This is a genomic window from Paenibacillus marchantiae, from assembly GCF_028771845.1.
GTDB lineage: Bacteria > Bacillota > Bacilli > Paenibacillales > Paenibacillaceae > Paenibacillus > Paenibacillus marchantiae.
The window spans coordinates 1,023,426-1,040,683 of sequence record NZ_CP118270.1; the positions used below are offsets into that span (position 1 = coordinate 1,023,426).

General features: G+C 48.1%; 13 protein-coding genes. 3 read left to right on the plus strand and 10 right to left on the minus strand.

The features are described from left to right. Window positions 1–19: 19 nt before the first annotated feature. The 7 genes from PTQ21_RS04650 to PTQ21_RS04680 all read right to left on the minus strand — a co-directional run bounded on the left by PTQ21_RS04650 (window position 20) and on the right by PTQ21_RS04680 (window position 6,501). Entirely contained in the window at window positions 20–394 is a 375-nt protein-coding gene (locus PTQ21_RS04650; RefSeq protein ID WP_063565814.1) for a winged helix-turn-helix transcriptional regulator, read from the minus strand. A gap of 24 nt (window positions 395–418) precedes the next feature. Continuing rightward, a complete protein-coding gene (locus PTQ21_RS04655) occupies window positions 419–844 on the minus strand; it encodes a MarR family winged helix-turn-helix transcriptional regulator (protein WP_090952549.1) in 426 nt (141 codons plus the stop codon). Window positions 845–911: 67 nt separating this feature from the next. Further along, window positions 912–1,646 (minus strand): SDR family NAD(P)-dependent oxidoreductase, encoded by a 735-nt coding sequence (locus PTQ21_RS04660; protein ID WP_274568988.1) that lies wholly within the window; start codon window positions 1,644–1,646, stop codon window positions 912–914. 40 nt (window positions 1,647–1,686) lie between these two features. Further along, window positions 1,687–2,502 (minus strand): SDR family NAD(P)-dependent oxidoreductase, encoded by an 816-nt coding sequence (locus tag PTQ21_RS04665; protein ID WP_274568989.1) that lies wholly within the window; start codon window positions 2,500–2,502, stop codon window positions 1,687–1,689. Between the two features lie 241 nt (window positions 2,503–2,743). Then, window positions 2,744–4,369: a rhamnogalacturonan lyase B N-terminal domain-containing protein gene (locus PTQ21_RS04670; RefSeq protein ID WP_274568990.1), complete on the minus strand. Its 1,626-nt coding sequence runs from the start codon at window positions 4,367–4,369 to the stop codon at window positions 2,744–2,746. Window positions 4,370–4,902: 533 nt separating this feature from the next. Beyond that, window positions 4,903–5,868, minus strand: a complete 966-nt coding sequence (locus PTQ21_RS04675; RefSeq protein ID WP_274568991.1) for an SMI1/KNR4 family protein — start codon at window positions 5,866–5,868, stop codon at window positions 4,903–4,905. Between the two features lie 102 nt (window positions 5,869–5,970). Further along, window positions 5,971–6,501, minus strand: coding sequence for a GrpB family protein (locus PTQ21_RS04680; protein ID WP_274568992.1), 531 nt, complete (start codon window positions 6,499–6,501; stop codon window positions 5,971–5,973). 134 nt (window positions 6,502–6,635) lie between these two features. Here PTQ21_RS04680 and PTQ21_RS04685 point away from each other — a divergent pair, with 134 nt between their 5' ends. Next, a complete protein-coding gene (locus PTQ21_RS04685; protein ID WP_269054718.1) occupies window positions 6,636–7,103 on the plus strand; it encodes an anthrone oxygenase family protein in 468 nt (155 codons plus the stop codon). A gap of 21 nt (window positions 7,104–7,124) precedes the next feature. On the opposite strand, the gene PTQ21_RS04690 is transcribed toward PTQ21_RS04685, so the two are convergent. Together PTQ21_RS04690 and PTQ21_RS04695 are read right to left on the minus strand one after the other, a co-directional pair. Continuing rightward, complete coding sequence (locus PTQ21_RS04690; protein ID WP_274568993.1) at window positions 7,125–7,742, minus strand: hypothetical protein; 618 nt, start codon at window positions 7,740–7,742, stop codon at window positions 7,125–7,127. Between the two features lie 312 nt (window positions 7,743–8,054). Next, complete coding sequence (locus PTQ21_RS04695; protein WP_420800370.1) at window positions 8,055–10,622, minus strand: S-layer homology domain-containing protein; 2,568 nt, start codon at window positions 10,620–10,622, stop codon at window positions 8,055–8,057. Between the two features lie 255 nt (window positions 10,623–10,877). Here PTQ21_RS04695 and PTQ21_RS04700 point away from each other — a divergent pair, with 255 nt between their 5' ends. Together PTQ21_RS04700 and PTQ21_RS04705 are read left to right on the plus strand one after the other, a co-directional pair. Next, window positions 10,878–13,226, plus strand: a complete 2,349-nt coding sequence (locus PTQ21_RS04700; RefSeq protein WP_274568994.1) for an AraC family transcriptional regulator — start codon at window positions 10,878–10,880, stop codon at window positions 13,224–13,226. 18 nt (window positions 13,227–13,244) lie between these two features. Next, window positions 13,245–14,861 carry an extracellular solute-binding protein gene (locus PTQ21_RS04705; protein ID WP_274568995.1) on the plus strand — a complete coding sequence of 539 codons (1,617 nt, stop codon included), beginning with the start codon at window positions 13,245–13,247 and terminating at the stop codon, window positions 14,859–14,861. 102 nt (window positions 14,862–14,963) lie between these two features. Here the strand turns inward: PTQ21_RS04705 and PTQ21_RS04710 are convergent, their stop codons facing one another. After that, the gene (locus PTQ21_RS04710) at window positions 14,964–17,063 is read right to left on the minus strand and encodes a TerD family protein (protein ID WP_274568996.1); all 2,100 of its coding nucleotides are present in this window, start codon (window positions 17,061–17,063) and stop codon (window positions 14,964–14,966) included. Window positions 17,064–17,258: the final 195 nt, after the last annotated feature.

Genomic DNA, 17,258 nt, shown 5'->3' on the forward strand with positions numbered 1-17,258 from the left:
ATCGGCTTATATAAGTTCCTCAACGGTCCGTAGTAGTTGGCGGCTTAAACAGAATTTTTCCTCGATCACCATAAACATTCTCCACGTGTATATCGCCCCACCTACACATCAGATGAAGAATCTCTTTAAGACTCCACCCATACTCTGTTAATTCATACTCCACTTTAGGCGGGACCTGGTGATGGGAAATACGGACAATGACCCCCGCCTCCGTTAGTTCACCAAGTTGCTGAGTCAACACTTTCTGGGTGATTGCAGGGATCAGCTTCATCAGCTCACCATTACGTTTCTTGCCAAAGGTAAGATGGAATAGAATAACGGGCTTCCACTTTCCCCCGATCACTTCAAGAAAAGCTTCAACTGCGGTGTTATATACTTTGAGCGGTTCCTCCATATCACCCTCTGTCTCCCTTCCAGGCTATTTTTCAATCTCCCGATTCATCTTCTCAAAAATGTTTACTAATTGGGCACGATCTTCTTCGTTCAGTTTCTGGAATAAATTCTTACGCAGCTTCTGCCCCTCCAAGATTGCTCTTTCAAGGACTTCGGCCCCTTTGTCGGTAATGCTCAAATATATTATGCGTCGGTCAGCCTCATCTACGATCCTGACGGCTAATTTCTTGGCAACCAGCTTATCGGCTAAATAGCTGAGCGTAGGTGGGGTCAGGCCCAATAGCTTGGCAATATCCGAAGGTCGGCTTTTTCCATTTTGATTGAGATGACTGAGTACAAGCACATGAGAGACGCCGAGGTCCTCATTAAACGATTTGTTCCACTGTATAATCAATTTATTGGTGAAATTGTCCATGTTGTGTATGAGCTCAAAAATGTTCTGTTCTTCCATGTGTTCCTCCTCGCAAAAATAAAACAACAGCCCTTATTCAACTTAAGGGCTGTCATCATTTTACACGCTATTGGGCTGAGTATCCACCATCGATAACCAGCTCAGATCCTGTAATGTACGAAGAATCATCCGAAGCCAGGAACAGTGCAGCGTTGGCAATATCGATAGCCTGCCCCAGACGTTGCAAAGGCGTTGCCTGTACGAGTCGGTCAAGCAGTTCCTTCGATGTGTTCAAGGCTTGAGTCATTGGTGTTTCGATGATTCCCGGGAAGAGAGCATTTACCCGAACACCTTGACGACCAAAGGTTGTTGCTGCCGCTTTGGATAATGCGCGTACCGCGCCTTTGGATGCCGAATAGTGGTTAAAGCCTTGTCCAATCAATGCGGTGTATGAAGAAATATTGACGATGGAACCTTTCTTTTGTGCTGCCATATAAGGAGCTACATGCTTCATACCAGCAAATGGGCCAAAGCCATTAATGGAGAGCATTTTCTGCCAATCCTGTGCATCAATCTCCTCAAATGGCTTCTCTGAAGAAATACCTGCATTGTTGACCAGAATATCAATTTTACCAAAGCGTTCGTTAACTACTTTCGCTAATATCTCCCAATCTTCATCGGAGGAAACATTCAACTTCATTCCGTACACATTCTCTTTTTGGCTTGCTTTCTCCAGCGCTTCTTCATTAATGTCTGCAGCAATAACGATGGCGCCTTCCTTTGCAAAGAGATCAACCATGCCTTCACCAATTCCTGATGCTCCACCTGTAATGATAGCTACTTTATTATCTAATCTTCCCATATGAAACGCTCCTAACGTATTTTATTTGTACGACTCTGCTTTAATTGCTAGTCGAATTGTGTAGTTTCATAAACTGTTCAAAATCCGGAACGGTTGGGTTGGCAATATAATGGCCGCCTTCAACCTGGATGGTCTGACCGGTAATGAATTTGGACTCATCTGAGGCCAGGAACAAGACGGTGTATCCAATATCATCGGGTTCCCCGTGATAAGGCAGTGCGTTATATTTTGCGAACATATCCAATACATCCGGAGGCATGTTATTCTGTGCTGCCGGGGTCAAGATCAATCCAGGTGCGACAGCATTGCAACGAATGTTATGTTTGCCATATTGGGTGGCAATATACCTTGTTAGATTCACTACTCCTGCTTTTGAGGCACCGTAAGCAACCCGCACCGCATCGCCTGTAAAGCCAGCCATGGAGGCCGTATTAATGATGGAACCTTCACCCGCTTCAATCATATGAGGGATGGCGAATCTACAGCCAAGCAACACGCTTTTCAGATTCACGTTCATCAGCCGATCCCACTCGTCCAGATCCACGTTAACCACGTCCAAATCCTTCTTCAGGTTGGTCAGGCCAACGTTATTGAATAGACTCGTGAGCTTACCATATTGCTGCACCGTAAACTCCACAGCTTCTTTAATCGAAAATTCGTCTCCGGCATCAACAAAAACGGCTACTGCTTCTCCGCCTTGAGCCTGAATATTCGCTGCCGCTTCTTTTGCCCCATTGACATTGAAATCAGCAATAACGACTTTTGCTCCTTCTCTCGCCATCAATTGGGCTGCGGACAATCCTATTCCAGAAGCGCCTCCAGTTACAAGGGCTACTTTGTCTTTCATTCTCAACATGGTTCTCAAGCTCCTTTCATAAAGAAACCGAAAATAAATAACAGCTCTATTATTTAGATGACTAAATATTAGATGTCTAAATAATAGCAGAGGAATGGTCGTTCTGCAATGCATACGGCCCTGTATCCTTATTTTGGATGCCTTTAGCGAAGCAAGGTAAGTGTTTAAAATGGGAATGGAAAAACCGGATAAGAATAACCTTATCCGGTTGGCTTAATTTGATCATGTAGTTGATCCATTTTTAATTCAACAATTCAACACAGTCATACACCCACCCGGCACTTAACCAATTGCCCAAGTCGCTGGAGCCGCTGATTGGCGTAATGGTTACCGTGTTGGACCCATTAACAAAATAGGATGCCGGTATATTCCAGGAAAAGATTGTATTGTTGCCTCGGTAGGTCCCAATCGTAAAGCTACGAGAGTTCGGTTGGGAGGAGGCTGCCGGATTGGTTAACGTCTGACCGTTAATCGTTACGCTGGGTCTTCCATTGTTGTATGCTGCCGTAATACCGATGTTAAGAACATGCGAAGATGCCGCTTGGGAAGAGTTCAGGCTAAAGGTAACGGTTGTGGGCGAGTTTTGTCCCCGGAACTGAATCGCAGGGAACTTGTTGGTTGCACTGCCGGTGGCATAACTGACAGGGCCCCAGCTTGGATTACGGCTATCGGAAGGATGACGGATCGGAATTGTCTGGCCGTTCAGGAACTCTGACGGTGTACCATCCCAATTCCCAATGCGCCAGATGCTGGATGCTTTACTTGGATCATTGTTAATCGTACGCGTATTCAGCGTTGTCGTTGATCCTCCAGTGACGTTCACACTTTCGGTATAGACGGCCAGTTCCCCCTTATACACCGTCATGGTGTATGTACCTGGAATCATGCTGTATTTGGCAGCTGCCCCGCTCGAAGAGGCATTCACCCAATATTGGGCGTTGCTGTTGGCAAAACCAACCGTATATGCATAACCCGTATCCATGCCAGAGAGCCCGTTAAGCACGACATTACCTCGGCTGGACACCCAACCTGTCAGGTTTAGACTCGACATCCAGCTAAAATTAGGTACGCTTGGCGTTGCACCGGTGGTGAAAATCAAGGCATACGGCCCATGCAGGCCCATACGCCAATTTTCTGTCTGGGCATGTCCTGAATTCATGTAATTGTAGACCTCCGTATCTCCACCACTCTGGAACTGAATATCACGGAAGAACGGACCTCCCGAGCTCTTCTCTCGGTCGCCATAGGCCATAAACACGCCCACACCATTCCCCGTAACGCCTCGAATGGTCAGATCCTTGGCCTGGTCGTTGCCGTAATACTTCGAGGTACTCTGTCCGTTGGCGTAACCAAAAACATCCTCGCTCTCAATCGCGCCGGTGTTATTCCGATTATTCGAGCTGGCCGGAACCCCTGTTAACACGCTGCCGTTACCCCGGAAAATATAGCGCAATTCACCCACAGACGGTTCTGCTGTGACGTACGTTGCCATATAGATAATGTTCTCACCGCCACGTGATGCATAGTAGTGGGTAAGCGTGCTGGTTGAGACGGTGATCAATAGGGTTGATCCTGAGGGAGATGTGTTCCAAGTTACATTGGCAGAACCCAAACCAGAGCTGATATGGGACCCCTTGCTGGAGCCGTTCAGCTCTGTTCCGTTCATTTTGGCAGATATGATATCGCCATTGGTTTTATTCACCGTGTATACCAGACCTGCTCCTGTGTTTACTTCAATCCTCGACCCGTTATCCGTAACATTGATGGTGGCTGCGTGTCCGGTGGATGTTGGATATAATACCGCTGCTGCCATCATCACCAGTAATAGAAACGAACTGAATCCCTTCTTCACTAAACGTCTGCTCACGAGCTAATCCCTCCCTGGAATCGTTTTTTAACGTTTTCGTAATGGGCCAAAATCAGATATTTAAATATCGTATATGAGATAGCTGAACTAAAAGTAAAGCGCTTACATTATAATGTATGACAAACGAGCCTATGTCTCATCTCGGTATTCTTGCTGCATGCGGCATATCCCTGCGGGTCATCTTTCTTCCCTATCGTCCTCTTATGACAACACCTCCTGTATAGGAATAATCTGCAACTAACTTACTGGTAATATCATTAAAATAATACCATTATGTTACATAAGTGGCAATGAAAATAGCTATCAGCCTGCCGTAATCTCTCTATGTTTTTTGTATCTTATACTCCTTACGGGCAATGTGGAAGATGGCTGAGCTACCTGAACGCAGCTAAACAATACACCGGCGATCTCACCATCAACATTACGTTCTTCTTCTACCGCATGGAATGAGAGGATTTCAACTGAAAAAGCTGCATCCTTTGTGACGGATGCAGCTCTTCAATATTTTGTATAACAGGAAGCTACAACCTTCTTTACAGTGAACCCTCAAGGTTTGCAGGTTGATTCCCCTCATTCACCAGACCTTGAATAAAGGTCTCAACATTGGGCGCAAGCCAAGTGATCTTGTAGCCTTCTGCTTTATTTACATGGACAACCTCGGGCTCACCGGCATTGCCGGATTCACGATAATCCAGCATCACGACCTCTGAATCGGAAGGGCACTCACACAGAATGATACCGATTTCGGGGTACCCCCCTTGTTCGATGATCACCCGGCTTCCAGCTTCTCCACACAGTGAATGTGCCTTTTCCCGTCCAATACCCAGGATATTCGATATTTCAACTTGAATCTTCCCATCATTCTCCGCCTGACTAACCGGAAAATAACGATAGTGGGGAACACCACCATTATGTAGTTTCATCATGTTCACATAGAATGTCGGCAACTTGAACACCAATTGATCCTCCACTGCTTCAATTTGCTCTTCAGTAGGTGGGGACAACACATATTGATCGACGTTTGCTGGACTGTCATTCCAGAAGCTCGTCGATTCGGCATGGATACCAGGTGCTGCTTCGATGTTGATTTCAGTCACCGAGTGAACTGTATTCACAGGCACCTCTACCGCTTCTTCTGTGAGCTCGTCTGCTGTTTTATTCCGAATCCATTCCAGGAACTCCTGTGTATCCTCATCTCCCGGCTCTAATCGGTCCGCTGCTTCGAAAGCTTCACGCGCGTTCTCATATTGCTCTAAATAATAATACGCCAGACCAATGCGGTAATGCCAAAGCGGGTCATTTTGTCCCTCTTCTTCAACCGACAGGAATTGCTCCACCGCCTCCTGGTAACGCTCCATATTATTCAACGCTCTACCCAGATGGTTGACCAGAATATAATTCCGCTCCTCTTCCGGAACCTCTGTAATCGCATCTATAATCTCTTCATAATCATCCTGTTCATGCCAATCCTCTAGCCGTTCCAAGAGTTCATCATTCATTGATCTTGCCTCCCTGTCTTATTCATTGTAGAAATTATATCATTTAGGCGCTGCCCACTCCAAAAAAGGCAATTTCCACCAACTTAGCTCCAGATGAAATGTTCAACTTTCGGGACGATAGAGTGTCTCTTTTAATATTTTTGTGACGAACGCGGTTTTATTATCACAATAACGATCGATATCGGATCGATACTGCGTCGCTAACCTGATTTTTAATTGTTGGTATTCATTGCGCGCCGTCTCATTATCTCTTAAATGGTCTCTTAACGCGATATGTTCCAGATATCCTTTTCCATCCTTAGGACAAACATATAAATGATACTTCATATGTTCATCTTGAAATGTCCTTTGAAAGGCTTCTCTTCCCTCAATGCCGAGATTCCCTTGGTATTCGTACCCTTGTAGTGTCAACCGCTTAATAATCTCTGGGAGTACATCATAGCTATCAATGACAACATCCAGATCGATAACGGGTTTAGCTGATAAACCCTCAACCGATGTACTGCCCACATGCTCTACTCTTAGAATTAAATCACCAATATAACTGATTATCATTCCTTTTATCTGTTCAAAAGCGACTTTCCATTGCGGATCGTATGGAACGACCTCAATAATAGGTGTTTTTTCGGCCATGATGATCCCCTCCCTAAATCCATGGTATTCGTTATCCATTATCTCCCCTCGTTCATGTTGAATTCACAATTGTGTATTACCGTTAAACAATACTTCAACTACAGTCGTCAACATTCACGAGGAGGATATTCCTTATGTATCAGATCATTATTGAGTTTGTAAGTATCTTTCTAGCCGGCATCCTGGCTGGTGAAGAGTTTGTGGTACGGTATGGAGTGCATGTGTCCCTGGCTAAGCTGGATGAACCTTCGCAGATTCGGGTTCGACAAGCACTAATACTAAAATTGCGTTTACTTGTACCTGCCATTTTTCTACCCACGGCCATTTCAGGCGTTGCAGTACTCATAATGAGTGGTTCCGAACCCGGATTTGGCTTCCGCTTGGCAGGCGTGCTTGCTTTACTTATATTTATTTTGACTACACTTATCGGTACCGTGCCTATTAACAAAGGTGCGCTCGCCTGGAATCCCGATGCACCACCACGCAATTGGAAGCTGTTAGTGAGAAGATGGGAGCGATTAGATGTGGTTCGTTCTTCGGCGGCAATTTTGGCTTTTGTGTTCTTCTTGACGGCAGTGGCGCTGCAGTTAGTCGGGAATTAAAGCGGGCCTAGCTGCCTATTCTTATTTGGTATTCATAACAAGAGAATACTTATTGAAAATCCAGGAGTTCTTCAACTCGTTTACAGCACGTTGGCTGACACGAACGGATGGCTTCTGCTCTTGCATGGCATCTACTCCAGGTGAGGAGAAACGCAGCAGTTTGGTGATTTTTTTAACTCCGCTCGCCACCTCTTCATAAAACGCATAGGTTAACGGCAAATGCTCTCGAATATCTTCGTATATATAGTATTTCCCCTTCTCATCCTCCAAATTGATCTGAAAACCTTTGGGGAGCGACAGGGTAATGCACGGTAATTCATCCTCAGCCCATTGTCCATCATAGGGGAAGTTAATTCCTTCGTTTTTGACGAAAAATCCAGAATTGTGCTGATCCAGCGTAATCAATACTGAATAGGCGAGATATGGGTGATACCCCTCCCTTTTCTCTGCCGCGGTAAAAAAATGATAAAATTGCTCATATCCTTCAAGCACCTGATTCGTATCATATTGAGTCTGATCATAACTAGGACGGATAAACTTTGCTCGTTTCTGCTCAAAAAGTGCCAACAAGCTTTTGAATTCATCCGGTGTTATGAAAAATTTCAGTTTATAAAATCCACTGTGTTTTAATCGATCCAATTAGCTCACCGCCAAATATAGACTTATGAAAACCGATCTCGTTTGCAACGTCAAATCTAGGATGCAGTCTGATACCTACTTCCACAATTTCAACATATTATCCTGCTAAGGAAGCTCTATTCCTCCCTTACCCTAGTATGAGTGTTTGTTATCGGAACACAGGACATTCTCCATAAGTAAAAGTAAAAGGGCAAAAACGGTTCGCATTACACGAACCATTTTCGCCCTTTCGAATTTATTAAGAAATGCTATTCTCTTCAACCGAGTCTTCCACTCTCGCTCAGAGCATACACATTCTTTCAACCACTATGTTTACAAACCTTCGATCAGTGCCTTGATTGAGCTGTCGCTCTCCAGTGCGCGGATGATAATCGTCACAGCTTCAGCCCGCGTAGCTTTGCCGCTCGGCGAGAACACGGAAGAGGATAGCCCTTGCACCAGATTGGCCGATGAAGCCTGCGCAATTGCCGCCGCTGCCCAGTTACTGCTGTCCACATCACTGAAGCTGGTCGGAGTGCTAGTCGCAAGTGCATTCAGATTAAGCACACGAGCAATAATCGTCACCATCTCAGCGCGGGAGATCGTCGCATTAGGTTTGAAGCTGCCGTCCGAATAGCCTGTAATGACTCCCTTGTCAGCCAGAGCGCTGATATATCCAGCTGCCCAGCTAGACTTCGTATCTTTGAAGCTAGCCGAAGCCGAATTCTTGCCAAGGCCAAATGCCCGGGCAATCATTGCGGTAAATTCAGCTCGGGTGACGGACGCATTAGGCCGGAACGAACCATTCTCGTAACCATCCACCATGCGTAATTTCACGGCAGCACCAATACTTCGGTTGGCCCAGTGACCAGAAATATCGCTGAATGTCTTTTGTTCATTTTTCGTTGCCGCTATGGCTTCATTAACTGTCTTCAGTACCGTTTCCTGGCTCACAACACCTGATTTGAACGGATTAACCTGTGTTGCTGGCGGTACCGTTGGTTCTGTTGTAGGAGGTGTGGTAACCGTACCCGAATCTGTTCCAGAACCTGTTGATGGTGTGGATGGTGTTGGTGTAGTGACGGAGCCACCACCTGTACCAGGTGTAGTCGGCGTTGTTGGCGTAGTCCCCGGATTTGTTGTATCCGTAATCGCCAGTGCAATGCGGTTGCTCTCATATTTCACCTGGGCATTATATTTGCTTGGCAGGCCATCCACCTGAACAGAGGCGAACTTTCCGCTTTGCTGATTGGCGCCATAGCTCACAAGCGTAATCTCACCCGCACCAGGTACATAGCTGCTGGCAAAATTCACATGCAGTGCTCCGGCGGAGTGCACCGTACCTTTAACGTCGAGCACGTCATTTGCGGAAGCCACGTTGAGCTCCAGCGTACCGTCAGCAGCCTGCACGAAGTTGCCTTCAATGTTCCATTTGCCAGTTACGCTCTCCGTAACCGTCCCCCCGTTGTTGACTACATCGCCACTACCGAACGCAGTAGCTGTATCACCTTCCAATGTGCCCGCGCTAACCTGAGTACCTCCGGAGTACGTATTAGCCCCCCGCAGTTTCAATGTACCGCTGCCTTCCTTCGTCAGCTTGCCGGTACCGGAGATGTTGTTCCGCCAAACATCCACCGTGTTAAAACCACCCTTGCTGGCATCCATCACTACCGTTACATCACTGTTGAATGCGCCATATCCGTCTGCCGCAGCGAACAGATTGAGGCGTCCCCAGCCTTCGGGATCATCCAATACAGGGTAGCCGGATGTAATTCCGGTTGTCGCCAGTACAGCACGACGCTGATCCGCACTAAGATAAGGCTGTCTGGTCTCAAGCAGCACCTCTGCTCCTTTAGGGACTGACATAGGCTCCGTTGTGGAACCGATCTGCGGGAAGCCATAAGTCAGACGTTGGGTATACTCGGCCTTGTTTTTCTCGTAGTCGGTAAATCGGTCTTCTGCTGTTCCGGTCTCCTTCAGCAGTACATTATGCGCTTGATCGTAAGCTGCCTGCTTCAGTTCAGCATTCTCCGGATCATTCAGAGCACCTGCTGCGAGGGCAGTTGCAAGTACACGACCGCCCATGACATCCAATGGGGAGTGCATTCCGGCAACAACTCGGTTGTTGCCCATTTCCGAAGCACGGGTTACCAACTCCTGAAAACGTTCAGGCACGGCATAAGCGAATGCAATTGCGGCAAGGTAGGACGCATTGGTATGCCCGCTCGGGAAGCCGCCGTCCGAGGCCGCCTCAGCCTCATCTTTAATTGCTGGTCTCAGCGTTGGCACGACAACCTCATGAGTATTCAACCAGCGGAACGGACGCATATAACTGAAGAAATTTTTGGAAGGGTTGGTTGACGCCGCATTACCGCGCAGGGCTCCGACCAGATCAACCATTTTACCTAGATCGGAATCGGAATTTCCGGCTTTGTTCGTTGTATTACCGTCGTCATACTTCTTCGTTGTGGCATCGTCCGGGATGCTCGTAATGGTCGTATATGTTCCTGATTTTTCACGATATACATCAGCCAGTGAACCCAGACCCTCGGTTGCACCGTAAGTTTGATTTGTACGATCGGTATAGTACGCGGCGTCCTCCTCCGCTTGAGTGCGGTTTGCTGCGATATCCGCCACATATTGAATGTTATAGTCCAGTATGTCGGGTTGAACCTTAGTGCCATTGTTCCAGGAAGAACCTGGTGTCCAGAGATCCAGGAACTTGGACAATGTGCCAAGGGCCGGGTTGGTCTCAAGTGTAGTGTTCGATGAGTTATTATTCTTATACGTATCTACAAAATAACCCCAAGCCGGCTCCTGCGGTAATGGAACTTGCGAATCACTTGGTGCCGCAAGCACAGCAGTTGATGCAATTGAATTGGATATGAGCACGACACCCATAGCAGCGGTCAACATTTTCTTTTTGTTTTTGTTGGCTTTCGTTTTCAAATCTTTTCGACTCCCATCGTTTGGTAGTTGGTCTCGAATCGGTCTCAATGTAGCACCCGGCACGTTTAACCAGCAATAAAACAATTTCGCCATTGTATCAATTTCGGAGCAATATCGCCTGTTTTCGACATTTAACATTCCCTTCATATAAATCGTGAACTTTGGTGGAATCAGGTAGTGTATAATCGTCGCCGGGAGGAATGCCTCATGAAAAAATGGAGCTCCGCATGGGCGGGTTTGGCGATTTCGTACGGTTCCATCGTGGTCGTCATTGTGCTGCTTATATGTTCTTTCTTCTATATCTATTTCTCGCGCAGTTACAATGAGGAATTGCAGAACAAGAATCAGCTGATTCTTGAAAATACAACACGAACCATTGAAGGAACGATCCTGCAAAGGGTGCAGCAGATCTACCTGGACTTGTCACTCGACAAGTCTGCGGATATTCGACTGTTCGCGGAACCATCTACTCGAAGCGGGCTAGACAGCGTCATTGACCTCCAGGAGTTACTTAAGTCCAAGGTTGCCGGCAACGCGGACATGATTCAGGCCATACATCTTTATTATCCTGGACAAAACATCATGCTATCGTCGCTATACGGCCTGCGCTATAACGCCGATCAAGGGGAAGGCTCGGCTTATTATTCAGATTGGCTTCAGGATATGCGGGCCAGCAAGCAAAATAGCCTGTGGACGGCTTCACGTCAGGTACCGCAGGACATTTTCTCCAGCGTGCCAGGTGGCACAGCTGACAGTAGCAACGCCCTGTTGACGTACACGCACAGCTATCCTTTTCAGTCCACAGGCGAAACCGGTGATGTCTATATTGCAATAGATGTAAAAGAAAGCGCGATTAGCAGCATTATAGAGAATATGATGCCCTCACAATACAAAAGCACATTTATCGTTAACCATATGGGTAACACCATTAGTAATGCCAATACCGACACTCTGGGGCAGCCAGGCGAATACGTTGCGAGCATCAAGAATGCACTACAATCTGGAAACGCGAAGGGCAGCTTTGACGACAAGATCGACAATACATCGGTTGTTGTGTCCTACCAGACCCTGCCTTCGACAGGATGGACTATCTATAGCGCAATGCCGGCCAGCTTCTATTATGAGCAGTCGATCATGGTACAGAAGCTCATCCTCGGCATCTGCATGATCGCCATCGTAATCGGTCTGGCGCTGTCAGCAGTTTTGCTCAGAGCGAATTACAGCCCGATCAAACGCCTCGTCAGCCGGATTAAGGACCTATCCGGACCGGCAACAACGCATATTACGAATGAATACCGGCTGATCGACAGTGCCTTCATGCAATTAAACGATAAGGTGAGCAGCCTTGAGGAAACACTGCTGGCGAACAGTCCGGCAATCAAGCATAACGCTGTACTGAATCTGCTGCAGGGCAGCTATAGCCGAGAACAGTGGGCAGAAGAACGGACTGCACTAGGCATCTCACATCCATATCACACATACAGCTGCTTGCTTCTGAATACCGAGGTAGCCCATATGGGACTTAGCTCGGAGAATCTGCCATCCGTCATATCGAGATTTATCCATGGGCTGGAGTCCCTACCCTTGCCAGATAGTCGCCTGATTGCCGAGGAGCTGCCGGACAAGAAGCTGGCGGTTATTCTGTGTACGGATATAGCGTCTGAACCGCTGCTGGACAAGCTGTCCCAGCTTCTATTGTCAGAGGCACGACAGCAGTTCCAGCTTGATATCCAGCTGTCGTCAGGCTCCTGGGTGCAGGAGCTGGCCGATGTGCATAGAAGCTTCAGCGAGGCCCAGGCGTTGATGAAATACGCGTATTTCCTGCCCGAGCTCCATATCCTGAAGGACCGCAGCATTCTCCAGCGGGAGCACAATATGGACGAAATTCCACAGGCCATGCTTGCCAAGTTCAGGGACAAGCTTCATGCCAGGCAGCCGGATGAGGCCGTTGCCGCCGTTGACCAGTTCATTGCCACGATGAGGGAAGGATTATATCCCGCAGACTATTGCCATTTTATGCTGGCGAATGCGGTATTCGTCTACTCGGATGTCGTGAAAAATGCCCGTTACAAGCATCCCATTCAGCTCGGTCATCCCGATCTGTATCATGAGTACATCAGTATCGCCAATATCGTGGCATATCGCGACTGGCTGGTGGAGTCAATCACGGTATTTATCTCCGAAACGGAGAAACGGAACAGCGACCGGGCCGTTTCTACCATCGGGCTCGCCAAACAATATATTGAGGAGCATCTGTCCGAAGATCTGTCACTGGAGGCCGTAGGAGCGCAGGTGTTCATCAGTTCCAAATATTTGAGCAAGCTTTTTAAAGAGGAGCTTGGCGTTACCTATACTGACTATGTCACCTCCCGGCGGATGGAACGGGCCAAAGTACTGATTGAGAACAACAACATGACTATTGAACGGATCGCAAGCTCCGTCGGCTACGGAACCACTGCCTATTTCATTAAACGGTTCAAGGAAATGTACGGCTGTACGCCGGGCCATTATTTACGCAAGACTGCTTCGGCAGGAATCACGGAAGCGGGATCTTAAGGTGAGGAAGGGTTGCGGATGAAAAAAAAGGGATGGCTGTGCGTTACAGCGCTTCTCGCAATGCTGATTCCGGTAGGCATGATCAGTATCCTCAGCGGCTGCGATCTGCCACTCGGGCAGAAGACCACAACGGATAAGCAAGAAGCCGATTCGGCTTCCCCCAATCCGCGCTACCACATTTCATGGACGATGCATCAAAACTATCCGGTGCCGGAGGATGCGGAAATGCTCAAGTACGTGGAGGACAAATTCGATGTGGATCTCGATGTGTGGAATCTTGAAAATAACAAATATGAATCCCTTCTCGACATGAAGCTGGCCCAGGGTGCCATTCCCGATCTGTTCCGTATCCGCCAGCCGCAGGACCTGCTGAAGTACCAGCAGCAAGGCGTACTGGCCGAAATTCCTGTTGATATGCTCAACACATACGCCCCAAACTTGATGCGGATCATCCGGGAAAATGCGCCTGCTTACGAAAATGCCGGAAGGATTGACGGAGCCTATTATGGTATTCCCGTCATTAATCCGACCAACATCTATCGCACCCCGGTCGTTTTCCGGCAGGACTGGCTGGACAAGCTCGGCCTGTCGGTGCCGCAAACGCTGGCTGATTTTGAGAAGGTAATCTATGCCTTCACCAACGATGATCCTGACGGCAATGGGATCAAGGATACCTATGGCCTGTCCAGCGAAGGCATGAACGTTGTATTTGGCGCCTTTGGGCAAATTGTTTTCGCGGATCAGCTCTACTTCAGCATGAAGGATGGAGAGCAGGTCATTGGTGCCCTTCAGCCCGAAATGAAAGAAGCACTGCAATATTTACGCAAATGGTACCGGGACGGCGTGATCGATCCTGAGTTTATTACTGGGGAAAATAAGGGCAGCTATAAACACCTGTCCCACGCCTTTATTAACGGCAGGATCGGAATGACCTCGATGGGCAATTATTATCACTGGATTCAGGATGGTGATTACCTGGACTGGAGTTATGGCTCGAATGGACATGCCGTAGAGACTCCGGTGCAATCAAACTTTAACGTGAAGGAGCTGACCGCCAAGAACCCGGAGGCCCGGGTGGTGTTCGGCAGACCTATTACCGGACCATACGGGCAGCGCGGCTCCAAGGGATACGATATGTTAATGAGCTTCACAGCCATCGGCGCCGACGCTGCTAAGGAACCGGGCAAGCTTGCGACGATCCTTCGAATTCTGGATGATGTCAGCGCAAACCCTGATCCGAACGAGGCAGCTACCCTGGCCTTCGGCGTGAAAGGCAAGCACTGGACTTGGACTGATACGTTTCCGCAGAACACGGTCATTCTTCCTCCGTACGATAAGATGTTCAGTTATCAGAACGGAATTGGCGCCAATCTGGGCATGACCGTGCCCCTGAAGCAGACCGGACGGCGAGAGCAATGGGCTTCGACCCTCGGCCTGGACCAGGACGGCATTTACAACTCACTTGAGGTATCAACCCCCTCCCTTGCCAAAAACGGAGCAGAGCTGATCAAGCTGAAGAACAAGGCCTACATCTCCTTCATTACAGGCGCGAGACCGCTGAGCGAATTTGATAATTTCGTGGAGGAGTTCATGGCCGCAGGCGGGGCGGAAGTACTAAGCGAAGCGAATGAGTGAGTGATGTGAATGAGTGAGTGATGTGAATGAGTGACTGAACCGAAAAAAGAGCAGCTCACCGCTGCTCTTTCCTATTTCCGCCCATATTCACATGTGATGGGCTTAAGTCAAATATTCCGCCATAATCTGCTCGATATCAAATGGGGTAATTCCTTGCTCCACCGAATAGATTGTATCGGCCTGATCCATCGTGTCCACCAGTTCACCCCTGGCCTTGGCATGGAGCGTGAACAAGTCGTATAGGTCCGGTTTGCGTAGCGTGGTCAGGGCTTTGCCCATCAGGACCATCCCTTTTTGATTACCCTCCACATTATTGTAATATTCCGGGTGCCTAGTCAGCGCCAGATCCGTCCAGATTACCGTACGCTCCACCAAATCCATAATGACGGGAATCGCGATCTGCGTATCTGCTGTGATATCAATTTTGTTTGCCACCGTAGACGGCTCGAAGATCTCACCAGAACCCGGCTTCTTCCGCATCATCCAGCCCACAAAGCATTCCGGCAAATCGCAATATGGATGACTCGTAAAGGAAAGCAGACTCGCCACCACATAACGTCCACCATAATCAACAATTGACGGAATATGCAGGTCAATGAACTCGCTCGCACCATGAGGCGCTGTCACGATATCACCGCTGTGAACAGCCTTGTAGTTGGATGAACGCAGATTCGTATAGGAGATGTGCTCTACATAGTTCCAGTTCTCATCGTACATCACCGCAGACAGATCGATATCCACGCGCCCCGTTGCTTGACCATTCACGTTCCCTTCCTTCCACCAGTTGAAGAAACGAATCGTATCTCCCTCGGCCATCGGCACCCGGCTTCCCCGAACAATCGTATGAAGGGCTTTGCTCGCCGATCTTTGCGAAAAGGGAACCAGATAATCATGGAGCTGTGGGTCGACATATGTCTTCCCAAGTGAAGGAAGGGCGGCGAAACGCTGCACCAGCGCCTGTTCACACATTTGCACAACTTCGTGACATATGTCATCATCCATCTCGGGAAGCTGATTCGGAATGGCGAAAGCCTTCGCTACATTGCCTTTCGGGAAAAATACACGCAGATCCTGCGGTTCATTACGCCGGGCAAAATGCTGCTTTACCTGCAACAAAACCGGGGTCGATATTTGCTCCAGAATTTCTCCGAACGCCAGCAATACATATTCCTTATCCGTTGTAGAGCGCAACATGTGATCCAATCTTCTCGCAAATTCACCAGGGCGCTGCTTCAACAGCTCAATCAAACTCCACACATTATGGTATTGAAAGGCCAGCTCCACACTTCCGTTAAAGGTCGTAAACGGCTTGTTATTACGCAAAATATCAAAAGCTTCCTCGCATCGCGGGTACCGCAGCTTATATTCAGATGGATGCAGAATTTCGCCCAGACGAATCCAGCGATCCTTATATCGAAGCATGTCTTCCGTAATTGAACCGCATTGCTCCAGCAAACCGAGCAACAGGCGTCTCTCACGCCGCTTGAATTTACGGAAAGGCGAAGCTAGAGCCAAGCTGACATCCCCACCCGACCAAGCCACAGCGAGACGAAGCACATCGGTTGCCGTTCTGAAATACGGGCCGATTCGGTCGATATTGGCCTTTTCATACGTTAATAACGAAGCTACTACGAACCCCACATTTTCCTTAAAAGGAATCTCAGATGGCAACAGCGCATCTACTTCATCCGGTTCCGTATGTTCCAGCACCGTATCGATATCTGCTTTGTCCGTCTCCGAGATGGAGCCGTTGGCTTCGATCAGTTGGCGGATGAGCGTCTGGAAGTCAGCCTTGTTGCCGAGGCCAATGACTTTCAGGTTTATTTTATCCAGCAAAGGTACCCTTTCCAGCGGTTCACGAATCGGATATACCAAGGTCAGATAATGAAGGATAGCATTCAGGTAGAGTTCCACCTCATCTTCCTCCATCACCTGCGCCGGGAATCCAGGGTACATCGGTTTGTAGTCCACATGTGCACCGACCATGATTCTCAGATCAGCCACAACCTGGGCCATCAATGCTTCAAATTGTTCCTTGGATAATGTTCGCACGGCCTGCATCAACTCATCCGAGAAGGTGTATCCAAGCGTTTCTATATTTTTAAGGGCAGTCGCCAAATAAACTTTCGGCAGCTGTTTCTCCCCTTGTTCTTGCTCGATCATGAGTTTCTTCGCTCTGCGCAAATAGATGGTATTGTTCATGATAAAAGAGTCCAGGAAAGCCATATCCCTACAATTGGTGGTCTGCTGTAGAAGGAAGGAATATGATAGCCTGGACGCCTCCTCTCTGAATTGAGATCTTCAGGAAAGCGGCGACCCTAAGTTCGCCAATGAAGTTAGAAGGAAGGATCGCCATAGCCTGAAGGCCAAAAGTCCGAAGCTTGTGACCCGAACCTT